General features: G+C 71.9%; 15 protein-coding genes and 1 pseudogene. 11 read left to right on the top strand and 5 right to left on the bottom strand.

The window, feature by feature from the left end:
* Positions 1 to 54: 54 nt before the first annotated feature.
* The 5 genes and pseudogenes from KQY30_RS15345 to KQY30_RS15325 all read right to left on the bottom strand — a co-directional run bounded on the left by KQY30_RS15345 (position 55) and on the right by KQY30_RS15325 (position 5,181).
* Positions 55 to 1,038, bottom strand: coding sequence for a hypothetical protein (locus KQY30_RS15345; protein WP_217307298.1), 984 nt, complete (start codon positions 1,036 to 1,038; stop codon positions 55 to 57).
* Between the two features lie 445 nt (positions 1,039 to 1,483).
* A pseudogene (locus KQY30_RS15340) lies at positions 1,484 to 2,001 on the bottom strand (M23 family metallopeptidase); the annotation flags it as partial.
* A gap of 441 nt (positions 2,002 to 2,442) precedes the next feature.
* On the bottom strand, positions 2,443 to 3,195 hold the full coding sequence (locus KQY30_RS15335) for a hypothetical protein (RefSeq protein ID WP_217307297.1): 753 nt from the start codon (positions 3,193 to 3,195) through the stop codon (positions 2,443 to 2,445).
* Between the two features lie 172 nt (positions 3,196 to 3,367).
* Entirely contained in the window at positions 3,368 to 4,390 is a 1,023-nt protein-coding gene (locus KQY30_RS15330) for a hypothetical protein (protein ID WP_217311538.1), read from the bottom strand.
* 2 nt (positions 4,391 to 4,392) lie between these two features.
* Positions 4,393 to 5,181 (bottom strand): lytic transglycosylase domain-containing protein, encoded by a 789-nt coding sequence (locus tag KQY30_RS15325; protein WP_254407137.1) that lies wholly within the window; start codon positions 5,179 to 5,181, stop codon positions 4,393 to 4,395.
* 640 nt (positions 5,182 to 5,821) lie between these two features.
* Between KQY30_RS15325 and KQY30_RS15320 the strand changes: the two genes are divergently transcribed.
* The 11 genes from KQY30_RS15320 (at position 5,822) to KQY30_RS15270 (ending at position 17,122) form a co-directional block, all read left to right on the top strand.
* Positions 5,822 to 6,433 (top strand): DUF6668 family protein, encoded by a 612-nt coding sequence (locus KQY30_RS15320; RefSeq protein ID WP_217307296.1) that lies wholly within the window; start codon positions 5,822 to 5,824, stop codon positions 6,431 to 6,433.
* Positions 6,430 to 6,705: a hypothetical protein gene (locus tag KQY30_RS15315; protein WP_217307295.1), complete on the top strand. Its 276-nt coding sequence runs from the start codon at positions 6,430 to 6,432 to the stop codon at positions 6,703 to 6,705. Before KQY30_RS15320 ends, KQY30_RS15315 begins: the two co-directional genes overlap by 4 nt.
* Before the next feature lie 77 nt (positions 6,706 to 6,782).
* A complete protein-coding gene (locus KQY30_RS15310) occupies positions 6,783 to 7,046 on the top strand; it encodes a hypothetical protein (protein ID WP_217307293.1) in 264 nt (87 codons plus the stop codon).
* Positions 7,047 to 7,065: 19 nt separating this feature from the next.
* Positions 7,066 to 7,842, top strand: a complete 777-nt coding sequence (locus KQY30_RS15305) for a hypothetical protein (protein ID WP_254407136.1) — start codon at positions 7,066 to 7,068, stop codon at positions 7,840 to 7,842.
* Position 7,843: 1 nt separating this feature from the next.
* Entirely contained in the window at positions 7,844 to 8,974 is a 1,131-nt protein-coding gene (locus tag KQY30_RS15300) for a hypothetical protein (protein WP_217307292.1), read from the top strand.
* Positions 8,975 to 9,202: 228 nt separating this feature from the next.
* Positions 9,203 to 10,693 (top strand): SCO6880 family protein, encoded by a 1,491-nt coding sequence (locus tag KQY30_RS15295; RefSeq protein WP_217307291.1) that lies wholly within the window; start codon positions 9,203 to 9,205, stop codon positions 10,691 to 10,693.
* A 47-nt stretch (positions 10,694 to 10,740) separates the two neighbouring features.
* On the top strand, positions 10,741 to 12,210 hold the full coding sequence (locus KQY30_RS15290; RefSeq protein ID WP_254407600.1) for an ATP/GTP-binding protein: 1,470 nt from the start codon (positions 10,741 to 10,743) through the stop codon (positions 12,208 to 12,210).
* Positions 12,207 to 13,967: a type IV secretory system conjugative DNA transfer family protein gene (locus KQY30_RS15285; protein WP_217307290.1), complete on the top strand. Its 1,761-nt coding sequence runs from the start codon at positions 12,207 to 12,209 to the stop codon at positions 13,965 to 13,967. The genes KQY30_RS15290 and KQY30_RS15285 overlap by 4 nt, the downstream gene beginning before the upstream one ends.
* Before the next feature lie 264 nt (positions 13,968 to 14,231).
* A complete protein-coding gene (locus KQY30_RS15280) occupies positions 14,232 to 15,440 on the top strand; it encodes an MBL fold metallo-hydrolase (RefSeq protein ID WP_254407135.1) in 1,209 nt (402 codons plus the stop codon).
* A gap of 69 nt (positions 15,441 to 15,509) precedes the next feature.
* Positions 15,510 to 16,319, top strand: coding sequence for an alpha/beta hydrolase (locus KQY30_RS15275; RefSeq protein ID WP_217307289.1), 810 nt, complete (start codon positions 15,510 to 15,512; stop codon positions 16,317 to 16,319).
* Complete coding sequence (locus tag KQY30_RS15270; RefSeq protein WP_217307288.1) at positions 16,316 to 17,122, top strand: SDR family NAD(P)-dependent oxidoreductase; 807 nt, start codon at positions 16,316 to 16,318, stop codon at positions 17,120 to 17,122. Before KQY30_RS15275 ends, KQY30_RS15270 begins: the two co-directional genes overlap by 4 nt.
* The last annotated feature ends 60 nt before the right edge of the window (positions 17,123 to 17,182 follow it).

The following is a 17,182-nucleotide window of genomic DNA, read 5'->3' as shown; positions in this document are numbered from 1 at the left end:
GACCATCTGACAGGGGTGGTTTTCAGCGTCTGCTGTCCGAGAGGGTCACCGGCTTCAGGAGGCGAACTCCCCGATGAAGACGGAGCGGGTCTTGTTGTCAAAGTTCAGCGTGGCGAGATTCGCGGCGACGCCCCTTTCCAGCAGGAGCGACTTCCCGGTGCAGTTCCGGCCGTCCCACAGCTTGATCGGCTTGCCGACCGACTGGTCGTCGTCCGGGCTGATCGCGGAGATGGCACCGCCCAGGGAGGTGTTCTGGCAGCCCCTGCCGGAGACCGTACCGGCCGCGCTCTCGGCGTCGTTGGGGTCGTCGACGAACTTGTAGCGACCGTCCTCGGAGCGCTCGACCAGCTCGGTGCCGCCGGTCCCGCCGCCTTCCGTGCCGCTCCCGGTGCCGGCGTTGCCCGGCTCCTCGATCTCGGGCTCCGCCATGTCGCCCCCGTTCTGGCCGGCCCGCTGACCGTCGGGCGTGACACCGAACCACGTGCCACCGACACCCTGGCCGTTGGTGTCACCGGGCGCCTCGTCCTTGCTGAACAGATACAGCGGCGCCTTGCCGAGCGTGAGCTGGAACGCCTTGCCCCGCGGGATGAAACCGACGTCTTCCTTCTTGATGCCGTCGATGAACACCTTGCCGCCCGGCTTCACGAGATACGGCGGCCACGTCCTCTCGCACGCGTCGAAGCAGTTGGACTTCGACGGCTCGTCCTTGTCGAACCGGTAGAGAACAAAACCGGCGGCGTTCGTCACCACGGGATCCAGGTCACCCGCAGAGGCGGCGGAAAGCTGCACCCATTTACGGATAACCGGGTTGGATTCCCTGGACTGCTTGGCGGGGGTCGCGTTGGCGGCGAAATCTCCGGTGCTCAGATCGGCCTTGTTCTGCTTGGCTGTGCCGTCCTTGAAACTGACCTCATCCGCCGGGATCGTGGTTTCCGAAGCTTTCGCGCCGCCCTGCTCGTCCCCACCACCGCAAGCGGTGAGAAGCAGGGCGCCGGCCATTGCGGCCGCCGCGAAAGCGGCGATGCGAGTGCGATACATGGGAGAACCCCCGATAGAAGATGACTCTGCCGTTCTGGTCGTTCCAGATCGGTCGACACACCCAACACGGCTGCCGCCTCGTGTCGAGTTCTAAGAAAATGCCCGCGTTACCTGAACGTGATCCGGAGGGGGCGGCAGGGCTTCCGTACGCGCGGGGCGCACGTGTGCCCCGCCGCTCACACACGTGCGCCCCGCCGCTCCGCGCTCCACCGGAAGTGCTCGACAGCGGTGGTGCGCAGAACGACGGGGTACGGGGACGGGGTGACGGCGGGCGGGGACGGCGTACGGGACGGGGTACGGGACGAAGGTGACGGCGGGGTGGTCAGAGCTGGACGCCGAGGGCGGCCAGATAGGCGACCGGGTCGACGTCCGAGCCGAAGACCGGTTCCGTCCGCACCTCGAAATGAAGATGGGGTCCGGTCACATTGCCGGTGGCCCCGGAGAGGCCGACCCGCTGCCCGGCCGCCACGGTCTCCCCCGCCGCACGTCCAGTCGGGAGAGATGGGCATACAGGCTGTACTCCTGCTCGGCGTGCTGGATCAGTACGTAGTGGCCGTAACTGGGGTCGGTGGCCGACACCAGCACCATCCCCGGCCGCACCGCCACCACGGGGGCGCCGACCGGTACCGCCAGATCGACTCCGGTGTGATGTCCCGTGGACCAGTTCCCCGCCTGGGCGTACGTGGAGGTGATCACGTACCCCTGGAGCGGTGCGGCCGCCGCCCCGCCCGACCCCGAACCCGAGGCTCCCCGGCGCTGTCGCCCGGTCGTCGGGGGTTCGGAGACCAGCACGTCCGGCTGCTCCACGCCCGCTTCCTCCTCCGGTGGCACCGCGACGGAGTCCGAGTTCGGGTCCGCGTCAACGTCCTGGTCCCCGACGGGATCCCGGTCCTCGTCGCCCGTCAGCTCGGGTGCCCGGATCACCCCGCCGTCGGGCTGCTCGTCGGCATCCGGCGGCGGCATCACACTCGCGGTCGGAAACGCGGGGAACGTGGTGACGGTCGACGGCGGAGGCACCTCCCCGGCGACGGTCCGCTCCTCGCCCGACAGGGCGAACGCGGCGACCGACCCGGCGGTGAGGAGAAAGGCGGCGGCCACTATCGCCAGAGCCTTCTTGTCGAGACCGGGAACGAGCGGGGAACGAGCGGAACGCGGGACGCCCGGAGGGCGCCGCACACTGAAGCGCGCACGGGATCGCGTACCAAAACCCGCACGGAGACGCGCACGAAGGCGGGCGCGAAGGCGTGAGCGGTTCGGTATGCCGAAGTTTTCGTCCGGCAGGAAATCCGATTCCGGATCGATGTCCGAGCTGCCGCCGTCGTCGCGGTCGGGGGTGAGGCCGGGGGAGATCGGCCGCCTGAAGTATTCCACGGGAATCTCGGGGAGTTGCGTTTAGTCCGGGTATTACGGTGCGACGTTGTCACTCGCCTCGGGCTGCCAGGAGGATATTGCGTTGTCGAGCCCGTTGCCCTCCCCGTCCGGGTTCAGCGTGCGCAGATAGGTCCGCGAGGGCATCTTGATGGCCGCGCCTCGGAAATTCTTGTCGGTATAGAACACGAGGTTGAGATCGCTGAGATTCTGGATCGAGGTGATCTTGTTGTCGAGCTTGGTGCTCGCCTGGGAGACGGGAACGTCCTCGCACTCGCCCTGCAGCCCCGCCTCGGTGCAGACGTTGATTATGGCCCGCTCAGCCGCGCGGCCCTGCACCTGCGGCTGCCACGAGCTGATCTTGTCGTTCAACTCGACCGGCGAATGCGGTGTGCTGAGGTTGTCGATCGACTCATGCGGCTTGATCGTGATGGAGGCGCCCGTGAAGTCCCGGTCGCCGTAGAAAGTCATGCTGAAGTTGTTGTCGTTGCGGATCGAGCTGATGTCGTCGTTGAGCACGGGAGCCGAGGTCGCGAACAGCGGCGTCATCGTGCACTCCTGGAATCCGGTATGCCGGCATATCGTGACACCGGACTGACCCTGCGGGTTCGGGTTGGCATCGAAATTCGGCAGGGGGATCTCCTGCTCCGACACTACGCGCTGCACGCCGCTGAGCGCCTTCAGACCGGGCTTCTCGGAAGAATTTCCGGCGGACTGGTCGGACTTCTCGGCCCCGCAGGCCATGAGACCGAAGGAGGCAACCAGAAGAGCCGCCGTGTACGCTGCCATTCGAGACTGATTCATTGTCATTCCTTGTGGTGTGTGAAATTCCTGGACGAAACCACTTCGGCCAAGTCTTCGAGGTTTCATTTCTTACGACGTGAATACTCGGTCGACAGTTCAAAAAAGTTTCCGGGGACGTCGTACGCCGGTGGCGCCAGGCCAGGCCGCCTTCTCGCTGTCACGGGAGCGTCAGGGACGCCGCGAAAGCAGGAGGGGTCACCTGGGACAGCGCGGCCAGGCGCTGCTCGGCCGCCGCGTGGCGCTCGGTTCCGTCGGCCGCGCAGATCAGACTCCACAGGGGCAGCAGCCGTCTGCCGAGCGGTACGGCGGTGAACGGGGACGACACCAACTCCCAGGAGGCGACGGCACGTTCGACGTCCTCACGGGCCCGGACATCGCCCTGCTGATGCCGTTCCTCGGCCACCTGGAACGCGAGCGTGGCCGCCGTGGCGTGATCGCCCATCAGATGGGCGACATACGCTTCGAGGGCGCGGGCCTCCAGTGTGTAGAGGTGCTCCGGCCCGAAGCGACGGGCCGCCTGCCGTTGCAGTGCGGACGCCTGGGCCTTGGCCAGAACCAGTTCGCCGGTGGTGACGGTCTCGCAGACCAGCGTCACCCCCGCGATCATCTCCTCCGGCACCGGAAGCGGCCCGGGAGGCGCGGGGGCCGAGGGCGGTGGCGGAGGCGGGCTCGGCGCGGGGACGGGCTGGGACGGGGGACTCGAATCCGGCTGCGGAGAGGGCGTCGGGGCCGGTGCGGGCGGTGCAGGCAGTGCGGGCGGTGCAGGCGGTGCGGGCGGTGCAGGCGGTGCGGGCAGTGCAGGCGGAGCGGGCGGTGCTTCGGGCCCGTCCAGGGGGAGCGGGTCCTCCAGCAGCTCGCTCGCTCCGTCCTCCCGTACCCGGATACGCAGAACAGTGCGCCGTTGCTGATCCAGGACCGACGCCTCCACCGGCGCGCCCAGCGTCAGCGCCCGCCGGTGCAGATGGTCGAGTACGGCTGTCTGGGCGCTGTCGCCCGAGCCCGCCGCCGCGATGACCTCGCCGTCGACCACCACGGTGCCGGCGATGGTGACGAAGACAGAGCACGGCCCGCCTTCGGGGCGGTCACCCCGCTCGGCGTCGCCCTCGGCCGGCGCCACCGCGTCGGCGCCGGGGTCGGCCGGTGCGGGCCTCGCGCCATGCCGTTCCGGTCGAAGCATCATTCTCACTGTCCTTCGGTGTCTTGGGCGGGCGGGGACGCGGGCACGGCGCCCTCGTAGATCGCGAACTTGGCCCGGACCGCGAGGACGTACTGCTGGGAGGCGTTGGTCCGGGGGACGCGGCCCGCTTCGAGTACGGCGTCCGGGCCGGCGTCGTAGGCCGCCAGGGTCAGGCTCACCAGATCGTTCAGCGGCTCCGCACTGACCAACGGCCGCATCTGGTCGGCCAGTTCACACATGTAGCGGCCCTGGGCCAGGATCGAGTCGGCCGCGTCGAGCGCGGAGGTCTCGCCGTTGTCGTCGTCGTCCTCGCCGAGGCGGGTGAACACGTCGGGCGGGAGCTGGGACACGCCCTGCTCGCCCTCGGGACCGGTCTTGTTGTTCTGGAAGCCGGATTCCTGGTCGATCTGGGCGGCGATGACGATCGGACCGATGCCGGGGCAGAGCGCGCCGGCCTCGGCGATGGGGTCGGCCATGCCCTCCGGCACCGACTTCGGGTCGAACTCGCCGCTCCCGTCGCCCTGGATGATCTCGGAGATGCGGTCGGGGTCGGGCGCCTCACCAGCACCGTCGCCCCCGCCGCCCCCTCCGCCGCCGAAGAAGAGGATCAGGGCGATCAGCGGCGCGAAGAGCACTCCGAAGCCGCCGATCACGAACACGGCGGAGATCGCCACGGTCATGGCGACCGGAGACATCAGACATCCCAGGCCGCCCACCGCCATACCGGCCTTCACGGCGGTCCCCATGCCTTCGGCGCCCGTGCCCCCTCCGGAGTCACCCGCGTTCCCGCTCACCGCTCCCGCCTCTCCCCGTGGCCGTTCCCGCGCGGCCCGGCCCGAACGGATCCGGCACGCTCCCCGTGGCCGGGGCCGGGCGCGGATCTTTTCGTGCTCGGCAACGGCCGGGAGCGCCCGGACAGTTCAATTTCGATCAATCGGATCCGGGATTGAACTGTCCGCGGGGCCCTGGCCGTAGGTGGCTGTCGTAAGGGAGCACACGGAGGCGAACGACCCTCCTCCGGCCACCTCCGACGGCCCGGCACCGCCACTCGGCAGCCGCCGGACGGAGGGACCCGGAACCCCGGCGCCCCGCCTGTCTCCGGCGGGACGCCAGACGTCCGCACATGTCCTCGGGCTCCCCGAACCGCCGTCACCGACCCGGTGTGCGGCGTGCCCGGAAACACCCCCGTGCGGAAGAAGGAGAAGGGACACGATGAGTACCCCGGCCGCGAAACCCGCCTCGGACCCCTGGGTCCGCGGGCCGGTGACGGTGCGCCAGCCCGAGGCAGGACCACGGCCGTTCGAGCGCCCCGCGCCCCAGCCGCCCACCCCTGCCTCGGTCGCTGCCCCTACTCCTACCCCTACTCCTGCCCCTGCCTCCGTCTCCGCCCCTGCCCCCGCTCCTGCCCGCGTCTCCGTCTCTGCCCCCGCCCCCGTGGACCGGTTCGACCCGCCCACCGCCGTCCTGTCCCTGCCCGCGACGTTCGAGAAGGCCCCGCCCGCCGTCGTCCGGCCCGCGCCCCCACTCGCCTCCGGCGCCGGCGTGAGCTGGGTCGGCGCGCACGGCGGCGCCGGGGCGACCACGTTCGCCGGGGCGCTCGGCGGGACGGACGTCGGTCATGCCTGGCCGGACGTCGCCCAGGGCGACCCCGGCGACATGCTGCTGCTCGCCCGGACCCATCTGGCCGGCCTCCAGGCCGCCTCCAAGGCCCTGGACTCCCTGCGCACGGGCCGGCATCCCGCCGGAGTACGGCTGGTCGCGCTCGTTCTGGTGGCCGACGCGCCGGGCCGCCTCCCGACTGAACTGTGGCGCCGCGTACGGGTGTTGCGAGCGGCCGTACGCACCTTCAGCGTGCCCTGGATCGCCCAGTGGCGGGTGGGCAGGCCCGCGCCCAAGGCACCGCGGTCCGTCGTGGAACTCGCGGCGCTCATCCCCCCGCGTTCCGGGGCCCCCGACCGGGCCGACACCCGCGCTGGTGCCGGAGCACCGGACCGGCTCGACCACCCCGCCCCATCCATCCGACCCGTACCGAAGGACGGACCATGATCCGCGACACCGCCGCCCACCAGGTCGTCGCCGCCACTTTCGACCCCGGCGCCGACGCCGACTTCCTCCTCGGTGTCCTCGCCTGGTGCGCTTCCGCTGCCGGAGTCGCCGGCGTGATCTTCACCGGCATCCTCATGGCCGTCCAGCTACGCCGCGGCGAACCCGGTGAGGGCGCCTCGTACGCGCGCGGCCTGTTCTTCGTGCTCACCGGGTGCGTGCTCGCCGCGACCGCCGGACCGATCGTGCAGTTCCTCGGCCCTCTGGGGCTGTGACCACGGCCGCCCGGCCCCACGTCTCATTTCTCATCAGCCTTCCCATCACCTTCCCACCGCTCGTCAGGAGATCCGTCATGTCCTTCCTCGCCGCCGCCGTCCCCGACCCGCAGCGCCAGGCCCCCGCCGCCCTCACCGACAAGATCGACCTCGTACTGGGCATCGCCGCCTGGGCCGGTACCGCGGCCGGGGTGGCCGGAGTGCTGGTGACGGGCGCGATGATGGCCATCTCCGTGAAGCGCGGCGAGAGTTCGGAGCACATGAGCCGGCTCGGCATGGTGCTGGGCGGCTGTGTCCTGGTCGCCACCGCGGGCCCTCTCGTCCAGTTCGTCTTCAACTGAACCGGCGGGGAGACAGCCCATGTCCACGCCGGCCGACCGCGGCGGGCCCCTGCCCGCCCCCTCCCCGGACGAGGGCGAGGACCCGTTCGCGGTCCCCTTCTGGAGACAGCGGGGATGGCTGCTCGCCGCCGGGTTCCTCGCGGCGGCCCTCACCCTCTCGCTCCTCACCGTCGTCACCCGCGACGCGGCCCCGCCGCTTCTCGAAACCGCGTCCGCGCCCGGCCCGTTGACCCGGGCCGCCTCCGACACCACGGGCCGGCCGGCGGGCTGCGCCACCGACGACGGCGACCGGGCCACCCCCGAGGCACCGCCCGCCGACATCCGCTGGCGCACCATCGGCGGCACCCGCGTCCCCCTCTCCGCGACCGCCGGGCCCACCCAGGAGTCCGGACCGGTGCTGTGGTGCTTCCCCCGTACCCCGACGGGCGCGGTGCTGGCGGCCCATGTCATCCCCGCCCAGATGACCTCACCCGACTGGCGCGCGGTGACCCGGGACCAGGTGGTGGCCGGATTCGGACGCGACCTGTTCGTCTCGCAGCGCGCCTCGATTTCCGACGCGCGCCTCAAGACCCGGAAGAACGGCACCTACGCCGGATTCCTGCTCGCCGAGTACAGCCCCGCCGCCGCCACGGTCGACGTGCTGATCAAGAGCCCGGACGGGCCGTACTTCAGCACCTCGGTCCGGCTGCTGTGGAGCGGCGGCGACTGGAAGGTCCAGCCCGCCAACGACGGGGGACTGCACACCGAACTGTCCTCGGTGAGCGGCACCGACGGCTACACGCTCTGGGAGGTGTGACATGGCCTGTGAAACGGGAAGCGGCCCCGGCGATGTCATCAAGGGCTTCTTCGACTTCCTCGGCGACCCCATCGGCACCATCCTGGAGGTCATCGCCAACAAGGTGCTCGCCGGCGCCATCGCGGTCTTCGGCGACCTCACCACCGGCATCCCCACCCTGGTCTCCGACGGCACCGCGAACAAGGTCAACCAGCAGACCCAGTGGATCGTCGTCTACACCGCCGTCGGATCGCTCATCTTCGCCGCCGGACGGATGGCGCTCGAACGGCGCGGCGAGGCGGGCACGGCAGCGCTCAAGGGGCTCCTGCGCGTGGTGCTCGTGGCCGGTGGCGCGACCGCGGTCGTCACCGCCCTGGCGAGCCTCTCCGACCGGTACGCCGACCATCTCTTCGCCACCGGCGCCCAGGAGCAGCTCACCAACATCGGGTGCAGCGGCGCCGACGGCATTCCCGCGGTCCTGCTGCTGGTCCTCGCGTTCCTGCTGCTGATCGCCGCGATCGTGCAGACCGTGCTGCTCTACATCCGGCTCGGCGTCATGATCATCCTGCTGGGCACCCTGCCGGTGGCGGCCGCCGCCTCCATGACCGACTGGGGCGGCGGCTGGTGGCGCAAGCACATCGGCTGGATGGTCGCCTGGCTGCTCTACAAGCCCGCCGCGGGACTCGTCATCTTCGCCGGAGCAGCGATGCTCTCCAACGACAGCGACGGCGGCATCCACGAGAAGATCGCCGGCATCGGCGTCCTGCTCCTCTCGGCGCTCGCCCTGCCCGCCCTGCTCAAGCTCATCGTCCCGGCCACCGCCGCGCTCGGCAGCGGAGCCCAGGGCAGTACGGGTGCCGTGGTCGGCGCGCTCGCCTCGGGCGCCAAGTCCATCGGCGGCGGGGGCGGTTCACCGGGCGGGGGCGGCGGGATGCCGGGCGCCGCGGGACCGTCCGGTGCGGCCGGGCCGTCCGGCGCGGCAGGCGGGTCCGGGGCCGCGGGTGCCGCGGGGGCCGGCGGAGCACGCGCCGCCGCTGCCGCCGGTCCGGTGGGTGCCGCCGCTGCCGCCGCGATGACCGCCGGTCAGATCGTGGGACGGGTGGCCGCCGGAGCGATCGACGGCGCCGACGGCGACCGCGGACACAACCGGTGAGGCGACGCGGGGCACGCACCGACAGGGCGTACGGCCGCCCGGTGCCAACGGTGACCGGACGCGGGCCCGGCGCCACCGCCCCGGGCGCTTCCCCGGCCACGCGCACGCCGCCGTCGTAGCCGAAACATCCCCGCAGCGCACCGTACGGCCGGACAGTCGCCGTCCCGCGGTCGCGCTGCGGAGGCCTCTGTCCCGGACGAACCATCAACTTCCACCTCAGGAACCCTCATGTCGACGGAATCGGTTGTCCCCACGTACGGGAACTGGCGCCGCCCCCGGCGCCCCGGACTCGGCCCGCTCGGGCTGCTCGGCACGTTCGGGGTGTTCGGCGGGCTGGTGCTCACCCTGCTCGTATCCCTGGTCTCCCTCGTGGCGGCCCTGTTCGTCCTGCTCCCGCTCGCCTCGGTCATCGCGCCGCTCATGGTGCGCACCCAGGACGGCCGCAACCTCTACCAGTTGCTCGCCCTGCGCGTCGGCTGGCTGCGGCGCCGCTCCAAGGGAGCCCACATCTATGTCAGCGGACCGCTGTCGACCCGCCCCGGCGGCCGGTTCGCCCCGCCCGGACTGCTCAGCCGCCTCACCATGAGCGAGGGCCGCGACGCGTACGACCGTCCCTTCGGGGTCCTGCACCACCCCGGCCGCAACACGTACACCATCGTGCTCGGCTGCGAACCCGACGGCGGCTCGCTCGTCGACCCCGACCAGACCGACGTATGGGTCGCCGCCTGGGGACAGTGGCTGGCGCGGCTCTCCCAGGAACCCCAACTGCGCGGCGCCTGCGTGGTGGTGGAGACCGCGCCCGACTCCGGGACCCGGCTGGCCAACGAGATCCTCCCGCGGATCAAGGAGGACGCACCGGCGGCGGCGCAGGCCGTCATGCGGGAAGTGGTCGAACGCTATCCCTCCGCCTCCTCCGAGATGCACACGTACATCGCCCTCACCTACGGTGTCCTCCCCGGCCAGAAGCGCGCACAGTCCGAGATCATCACCGAACTGGCCATGCGCATACCGGGGCTGCTCAGCGGACTCGTCGGCGCGGGCGGCGGCTCGGCCGCACCGCTGTCGGCCGAGAGCATCGCCGAGATGGTGCGCGTCGCCTACGACCCCGACATCGCCGGAGACGTCCTCGACGCGCGCGCCCGCTACGGCGGGACCGGACTGGTCTGGGAGGACGCTGGCCCCGCCGCCGCGGTCGAGACCGTCGGCTCCTACCAGCACGACTCCGGGATCTCCCGGACCTGGCTGCTGACCCTCGCGCCCCGGGGCACCGTGCGCTCCAGTGTGCTGCGCGGCCTGCTGGAGGCCGCCCCGAACACCCGCCGCAAGCGGGTCGCCCTCCTCTACCGGCCGATCGACCCGGCGACCTCGGCCCGGATCGTCGAGGCCGACCGCCGCGCCGCGCAGTTCATGGCCACCTCGGGCAAGGGCATGGTCCAGGCCCGCGCGGCCTCCGAGATGCGCGCCGCCGAGCAGACCGCCGCCGAGGAGGCCGCCGGTGCCGGACTCGTGGAGTTCTCCCTCATGGTCACCGTGACCGTCGACACCCAGGAGCAGCTCGCCGACGCGGCCGTCACCGTACGCAATCTCCAGGCCGCCGCCCGGCTCTCGCTGCGCCCGGCCGACCGTATGCAGGCGGCGGCCTTCACCTGCACGCTCCCGGTCGGCGTTCTGCCGTGGGAGCACACCCTCGTCCCGCAGACACTCCAGGAGGCACTGTGAGCGGCACCGGCTCCCGGCCCGCGACCCCCAAGTCCCCGTCGCCGGGGCTGCCCGGCGCGCGCGGCTGGCCCGGCCCCGGCGGCGGCGAGGTCGGGCACCTCGACCCGCCGACCATGTGGCGCGCCACGACCGTACAGGCCTGCGGGCTCTGGCCGTTCGCCGCCGGATCGGGCTCGCCGATGACGGGAGTGCCGCTCGGCCAGCACATGGGCACCGGCGCCACGGTGTGCGGGGACCCCATCTCCTGGTTCACCAGGGCCCGTTACATCTCCAACCCGTCGCTGTTCATGCTCGGCATGCCGGGCCTGGGCAAGTCGACGCTCGTCAACCGTATGCTGATCGGCCTCGCCGCGACGGGAGTCGTGCCCCTCGTCCTCGGCGACCTCAAGCCGGACTACGCCGACACCGTGCGCGCGCTCGGCGGGCAGGTCATCTCGATCGGGCGCGGAGTCGGCGGCATCAACATCCTCGACCCCGGCGCGATGGGTGCCGCCGCCGCCCGCCTCGGCGGCCAGGCGGGGCAGAGTCTGGCCGCCGAGGCGCACGGCCGCGTCCTCAACATGGTCGCGGCGCTCATCTCCGTCGTCCGCAGCCGCCCCATGGACGACCATGAGCAGTCCGTCCTCGCCGCCGCCCTGCACCACCTCAGGGAACGTACGCCGGCCGGCCGGGCGCCCCTGCTGCCGGACCTGCTCGCCGTCCTCCAGCAGGGGCCCGACCGGGTCCGCGCCGTCACTCTGGACCGCGGCGACGACACCCGTTACCGCGACGCGGTCGACCCCCTGCACCGCTCCCTGCTCGGCATTCTCGACGGACCGCTGGGTGACACCTTCTCCTCGCCGACCTCCACCCGTATCGACCCCGCGGCCCCCGCCGTATGCATCGACATCTCCCGCATCGGCGAGTCCGACACCCAGCTCACCGCCGCCGCCATGCTCGCCGCCTGGTCCGACGGACTCGGCACGGTCGCCGCCGCGCACGCCCTCGCCGACGCCGGACTCACCCCCCGCCGCTGGTACTTCACCGTCCTGGACGAACTCTGGCGCCCGCTGCGCGCGGCCTCCGGCATCGTCGACCGCATCGACGCGCTGACCCGCCTCAACCGGTCTCTCGGTCTGGGCGACGCGAAGATCACCCACACCCTGAAGGACGCCGAGGCCCTCGGCAGCGAATCGGACCGCGCGAAGGCGCGCGGTTTCGTGGAACGCGCGGGCATGGTCGTCTGCGCCGGACTGCCCCGCACCGAGATGGAGGAACTGGGCCGGGTGGTCGGACTCTCCGAACGGGAGATCGACCTCGTCTCCTCCTGGTCCTCACCGCCCGGCTGGGCCGTCACCGGCGGCCACGAAGAACCCCCGGGACGGGGCCGGTTCCTCATCAAGGTCGGCGGCCGGCCCGGCATCCCCATCAAGGTCGCCATCACCCAGACCGAACGCGACCTGCACAACACCAACAGCCGCTGGGCAGCCGGAGAACCGCTCCGCCCCGCCGGCCCGGACCGCGGGCGGACGGCATGACGGCCCGCCCCCGGCCGACGGGCAACGAACTCGCCCCCTGGGCGATCGTCGCGGTCGCCGCCACCGCCCTGCTGCTCTCCGGCACCGTCTGGCTCGGTGGCACCGCGGCCGCGGCCCTGACCGGCGCGGGCTGGAACCCGCCGCCGTTCGCCCTGTCCACCTTCACCGGGCTCGCCTCGCACGGAACGCGGACAGCATGGCCCGGTGCCGCGCCGCTCGCCGTGTACGCCGGCATCGCCGCCGCCTTCGCCGCGATCGTCGCCCTCGTCGTGGTGGTGCTGGCCCGCGTACGGGGAGGCCGAAGCCCCGTCTCCGGACTGGCCGGTGCCCGCGAACTCGCCGCGCTCGCCCCCGAGGGCATCGCCGCCCGCGCCCGCGACCTGCGCCCCTCCCTCAAAGGGATCAAGGAACTGCACGCCGACGAAACCGGCAACCTCCTCGGCGACCTCGCACCCGACGGCCCCGAACTGCGCTCCTCCTTCGAGGACGTCGAACTCGACCTCATGGCGCCACGCGCGGGGAAGTCCACCGGCATCGCGATCCCGCGCGTCCTGCGGGCCCGCGGTGCCGTCCTGCTGACCTCCAACAAGTCCGACGTCTACGCCGTCACCCGCGCCGCCCGCACCGAGGCCGGCCGGGTCTGGGTCTTCGATCCGCAGGGCATCGCCCACGCCCCCCGCGAGATGTGGTGGGACATGCTCGCGGACTGCGTCACCATCGAGGGCGCCCGCCGCCTCGCCGGACACTTCGTCGCCTCCGTCAACGACGACTCCTCGAAGAAGGACTTCTGGATCTCCGCCGCGCAGAACACCCTCACCGCGCTCTTCCACGCCGCCGCCGGCGGTGAGCGGCAGGTCACCGACCTGCTCGCCTGGCTCGCCGACCCGGCCGACCGCACCCCGATCGACCTGCTGCGCGACATGGGCATGCACGCCTTCGCCGAACAGCTCCAGGGCACGGTCCGCGGCGCGGTGGAGACCCGGGACGGCATCTACGAGACGGCCCGCCAGTGTGTGTCCTGTCTGCTCGACCCCGAGATCGTCGCCTGGGTCACCCCGCAGCCCGGCATCCCCGAGTTCCGGCCGCACGACCACGTCCTCACCCGGGACACCCTGTACCTGCTCTCCAAGGACGGCGGAGGCTCCGCGGCCGGTGTCGTCGCCGGCATCGCCGACGGCACGATGCGCGCCGGGGTGATGGCCGCCGAACGCATGGGCGGCCGCCTCGACCCGCCCATGACCGCGGTCCTGGACGAGGCCGCCAACGTCTGCCGTATCTCCGATCTCCCCGACCTCTACAGCCACTTGGGCTCTCGTGGCATCAACGTCGTGACGCTGCTCCAGAGTTACCGCCAGGGCAGCCGGGTCTGGGGCGAGGCGGGCATGGACGCCCTGTGGAGCGCCGCCACGATCAAACTGCTCGGCGCGGGCCTGGACGACGCCGACTTCGTCGACAAGGTCTCCAAACTCGTGGGCCAGCAGGAAGTGGCCACCGTGAGCGTCTCCCGCAGCAAGGACGGCACGTCACGCTCGACGTCGTACCGGCTCGACCCCATCCTGCCGCCCGACCGCATCCGCGCCCTGCCCAAGGGCACCGCGCTCCTGCTGGCCACCGGCGTCAAGCCCGCGATGATCCGGCTGCGCCCCTGGTTCAAGGAGCCGGGCGCCGCGGCCATCTCCGCGGCGGCGGCCCAGGAGGCGGAGGCCATCACCCGACGCGCCGCAGAGAAGTGGACGGGACAGGGCACCGAATTCTGAGGGCGGGAGCACGCGTCCAGCCGCGTGGCCCGGTGCGACGCATGGCCCCGTACGACGCATGGCCCCGTCGACGAGGGCCGCGTGGGGCGTGCCCGGCTGCGGGACCCGGCCGGGCGGCTCTGCCGGGCCGGCATCGGACCGGCTTCGCACCGGGGCCGGTCCCCAGCCGTGCCGTCCGGCCACGGCGTGCCGGGACAGGGGTCCGACCCCGGTTCGAACGGACCGGGCCTGCTGCTGTGCTGGGGGCAGTCGAGTGGAACTCCGATGACATCGATGCCCGTGGCGGGCCTCGCATCGGTCTGGCCCGCGGTGGCCGCGATCGTGCTCGGCACGGCCGGCGGTCCGCCGCGAGCGCCTGAACCCCTCAGCGCCGCACCTCCGAGCCGGAAAGGCAAGTCCATGAACCCGATGCCCTGGAACGCCCAGGCGAACCGCCGGACCCTGTTGCGTACGGCGGCCGCGCTGCCCCTCGCAGCCGTCGCCGGCGCCGCCCTGGAGGGCACCGCCGCCGCGGCCGACGCTCCAGGCCTTCCCGACTTCGCACCGGTCCCGGCCGCCGCCACCGGGCCGGACCTCAACGACTCGGGGTACTTCGTCGGCCGGATCGGCGGAAACCTGTACTGGGTCACCGACGGCTACTACCAGGCGATGTTCCTCAGCACCCGGGAAGGCGTCGTCCTGGTCGACGCGCCGCCGACGATCGGGCACAACCTCCTGCGGGCGATCGCCGAGGTGACGCGGGCCAACGGCCGTCCGTCGAAGGTCACGCACCTGGTCTACTCGCACTCGCACGCCGACCACATCGGGGCCTCGTCGATCTTCGGCAAGGACGTCGTGCGCATCGGCCATGCCGAATGCCGGCGCCTGCTGCGGCGGGACAACGACCCGAACCGTCCGGCGCCGTCCGTCACCTTCGAGGACCGCTACACGCTCCACGTCGGCGGCGAGCGCCTGGAGCTGGCCTACCACGGCCCCAACCACAGCCCGGACAACATCTTCATCCACGCGCCGGAACAGAAGACCCTGATGGTCGTCGACATCCTGTACCCGGGCTGGGTGCCGTTCAAGAACCTCGCGGTCTCCCAGGACATCCCGGCCTGGCTCCGGGCGCACGACATCGCCATGGGGTACCCGTGGCGGACCCTCGTCGGCGGCCATCTCGGCCGGCTCGGCGTGCGCGCGGACGGCGACCTCCAGCGCGCCTACATGGCCGACCTCGAAGCCTCCACGCGGGCGTCGATGAACCTGGACCCCACGCCCTACTTCGAGAAGTACGGCCCGCAGGGCAACTCGTGGGCGATCTTCAAGACGTACCTCGACGCGGTGGCGGCGCAGGCCGCCGCGCCGGTCATCGCGAAGTACACCGGGGTCCTCGCCGCCGCCGATGTGTTCACCCTCGACAACGCGGCGGCCCTGGTCGAGTCCTTCCGTATCGACGCCGGGATGCTCGGCCCGTTCAGCACCCGCCCCTGATTCCCGCACCGGCATCGGCGGACCCGCGTCCGCCGATCCGATGCCGCTCTTGAGAAAGGCCTCACCGTCATGACCAGTCCGACCCCGGTCCTCTTCATCCACGGCCTGTGGCTGCACAGCACGTCCTGGCAGCCCTGGATCGACCTGTTCCGCGAGGAGGGCTACGCTCCGTCCGCGCCGGGCTGGCCCGGCGATCCCGACACCGTGGAGGAGGCGCGCCAGAACCCGGAGAGCATCGCCGACCACGGCATCGACGACGTCGTCGAGCACTACGCGGCGATCATCCGCTCCATGGAGACACCGCCGATCCTCATCGGCCACTCCTTCGGCGGCATGATCGCCCAGAAGCTCCTCGGCCAGGACCTGGCCGCGGCGGCCGTGGCGATCGACGCGGCCCAGATCAAGGGAGTCCTGCCGCTGCCGCTGTCCGCGCTGCGGGCGACGCTGCCGGTGTTCAGGAACCCGGCGAACAAGCACCGCGCCGTGTCCCTGACCGCCGAGCAGTTCCGCTTCGCGTTCGGCAACGCCCTGACCGAGACGGAGTCCGACGCGCTGTACGAGCAGTGGACCATCCCGGCGCCGGGCAAGCCGCTGTTCGAGGCCGCCGCGGCGAACTTCGACCCCCATTCGCCGGCGAAGGTCGACACCGCGAACTCCGGGCGCGGTCCGATGCTGCTGATGTCCGGCGGCAAGGACCACACCGTCCCCGAGGCCGTCACCCGTGCCACGCTCAAGCAGTACCGGCACTCGCAGGCCGTCACCGAGTTCATGAGCTTCCCCGACCGCGGGCACTCGCTCACGATCGACGGCGGCTGGCGCGAGGTCGCGGACGCGGCGCTGGCCTGGCTCCGGCGGCAGAGCCTGGAGACCCTGCGGTGACCGCGCCCGCCTTCGACCTGGGCCTGGCCGGTCAGCGGGCCGTGGTCACCGGCGCGGGCCGCGGTATCGGCCTGGCGGTCACCGAGGGCCTCCTGGCAGCCGGGGCTCGTGTCGTCGCCGGGACCAGGAAACGTACCCGGGAACTCGACGACCTGGTCGAGGAGGGCGCCGATCTGACCGTCGTGGAGGTCGACCTGGCCACCCCCGACGGCCCGGGTACGCTCGTGGCCGCCGCGGCAGGGCTGTACGGCGGTCTCGACGTCCTGGTGAACAACGTCGGCGCGGTGCGTCCGAGGGTCGACGGCTTTCTGGCCACGACCGACGCGGACTGGGACTGGACGTTCACGGTCAACGTGATGGCCGCCGTCAGGGCCACCCGCAGCGCGCTGCCGCATCTGATCGCGTCCGGCGACGGCCGGATCGTCACCGTCTCGTCCGTCAACGCCCGGCTTCCCGACCCGCTGGTCATCGACTACAGCGCGGCGAAGGCGGCCCTCTCCAACTTCTGCAAGGCACTGTCCAAGCAGGTGGGACCGCAGGGCGTACGCGTCAATTCGGTGAGCCCGGGGCCGGTCGAGACCGCGCTGTGGAAGGGCGCGAACGGGGTGGCCGCGACCGTCGGCGCCGGCCTGGGCGTCGATCCGGACACCGTCGCCGAGACGGCCGCGGCCGACGCTGTCACCGGCCGTTTCACCCTGCCGTCCGAAGTGGCCGACCTGGTCGTGTTCCTGGCCGGCCGGTGTTCGGGCAACGTCACGGGCGCCGACTTCCCCATCGACGGAGGCATGACCGACACGCTCTGATCCCGTGCGCTGTCGCTGCCCGCCGACGTTCCGTCACCCACCACCCCATCCAGGAGTACC

Origin of the sequence: Streptomyces sp. GMY02 (assembly GCF_019056675.1) — a bacterium.
Classification (GTDB): Bacteria; Actinomycetota; Actinomycetes; order Streptomycetales; family Streptomycetaceae; genus Streptomyces; species Streptomyces odonnellii.
Note: the sequence above shows the minus strand (reverse complement) of the source record. Positions and strands in the feature narration are given on the sequence as shown.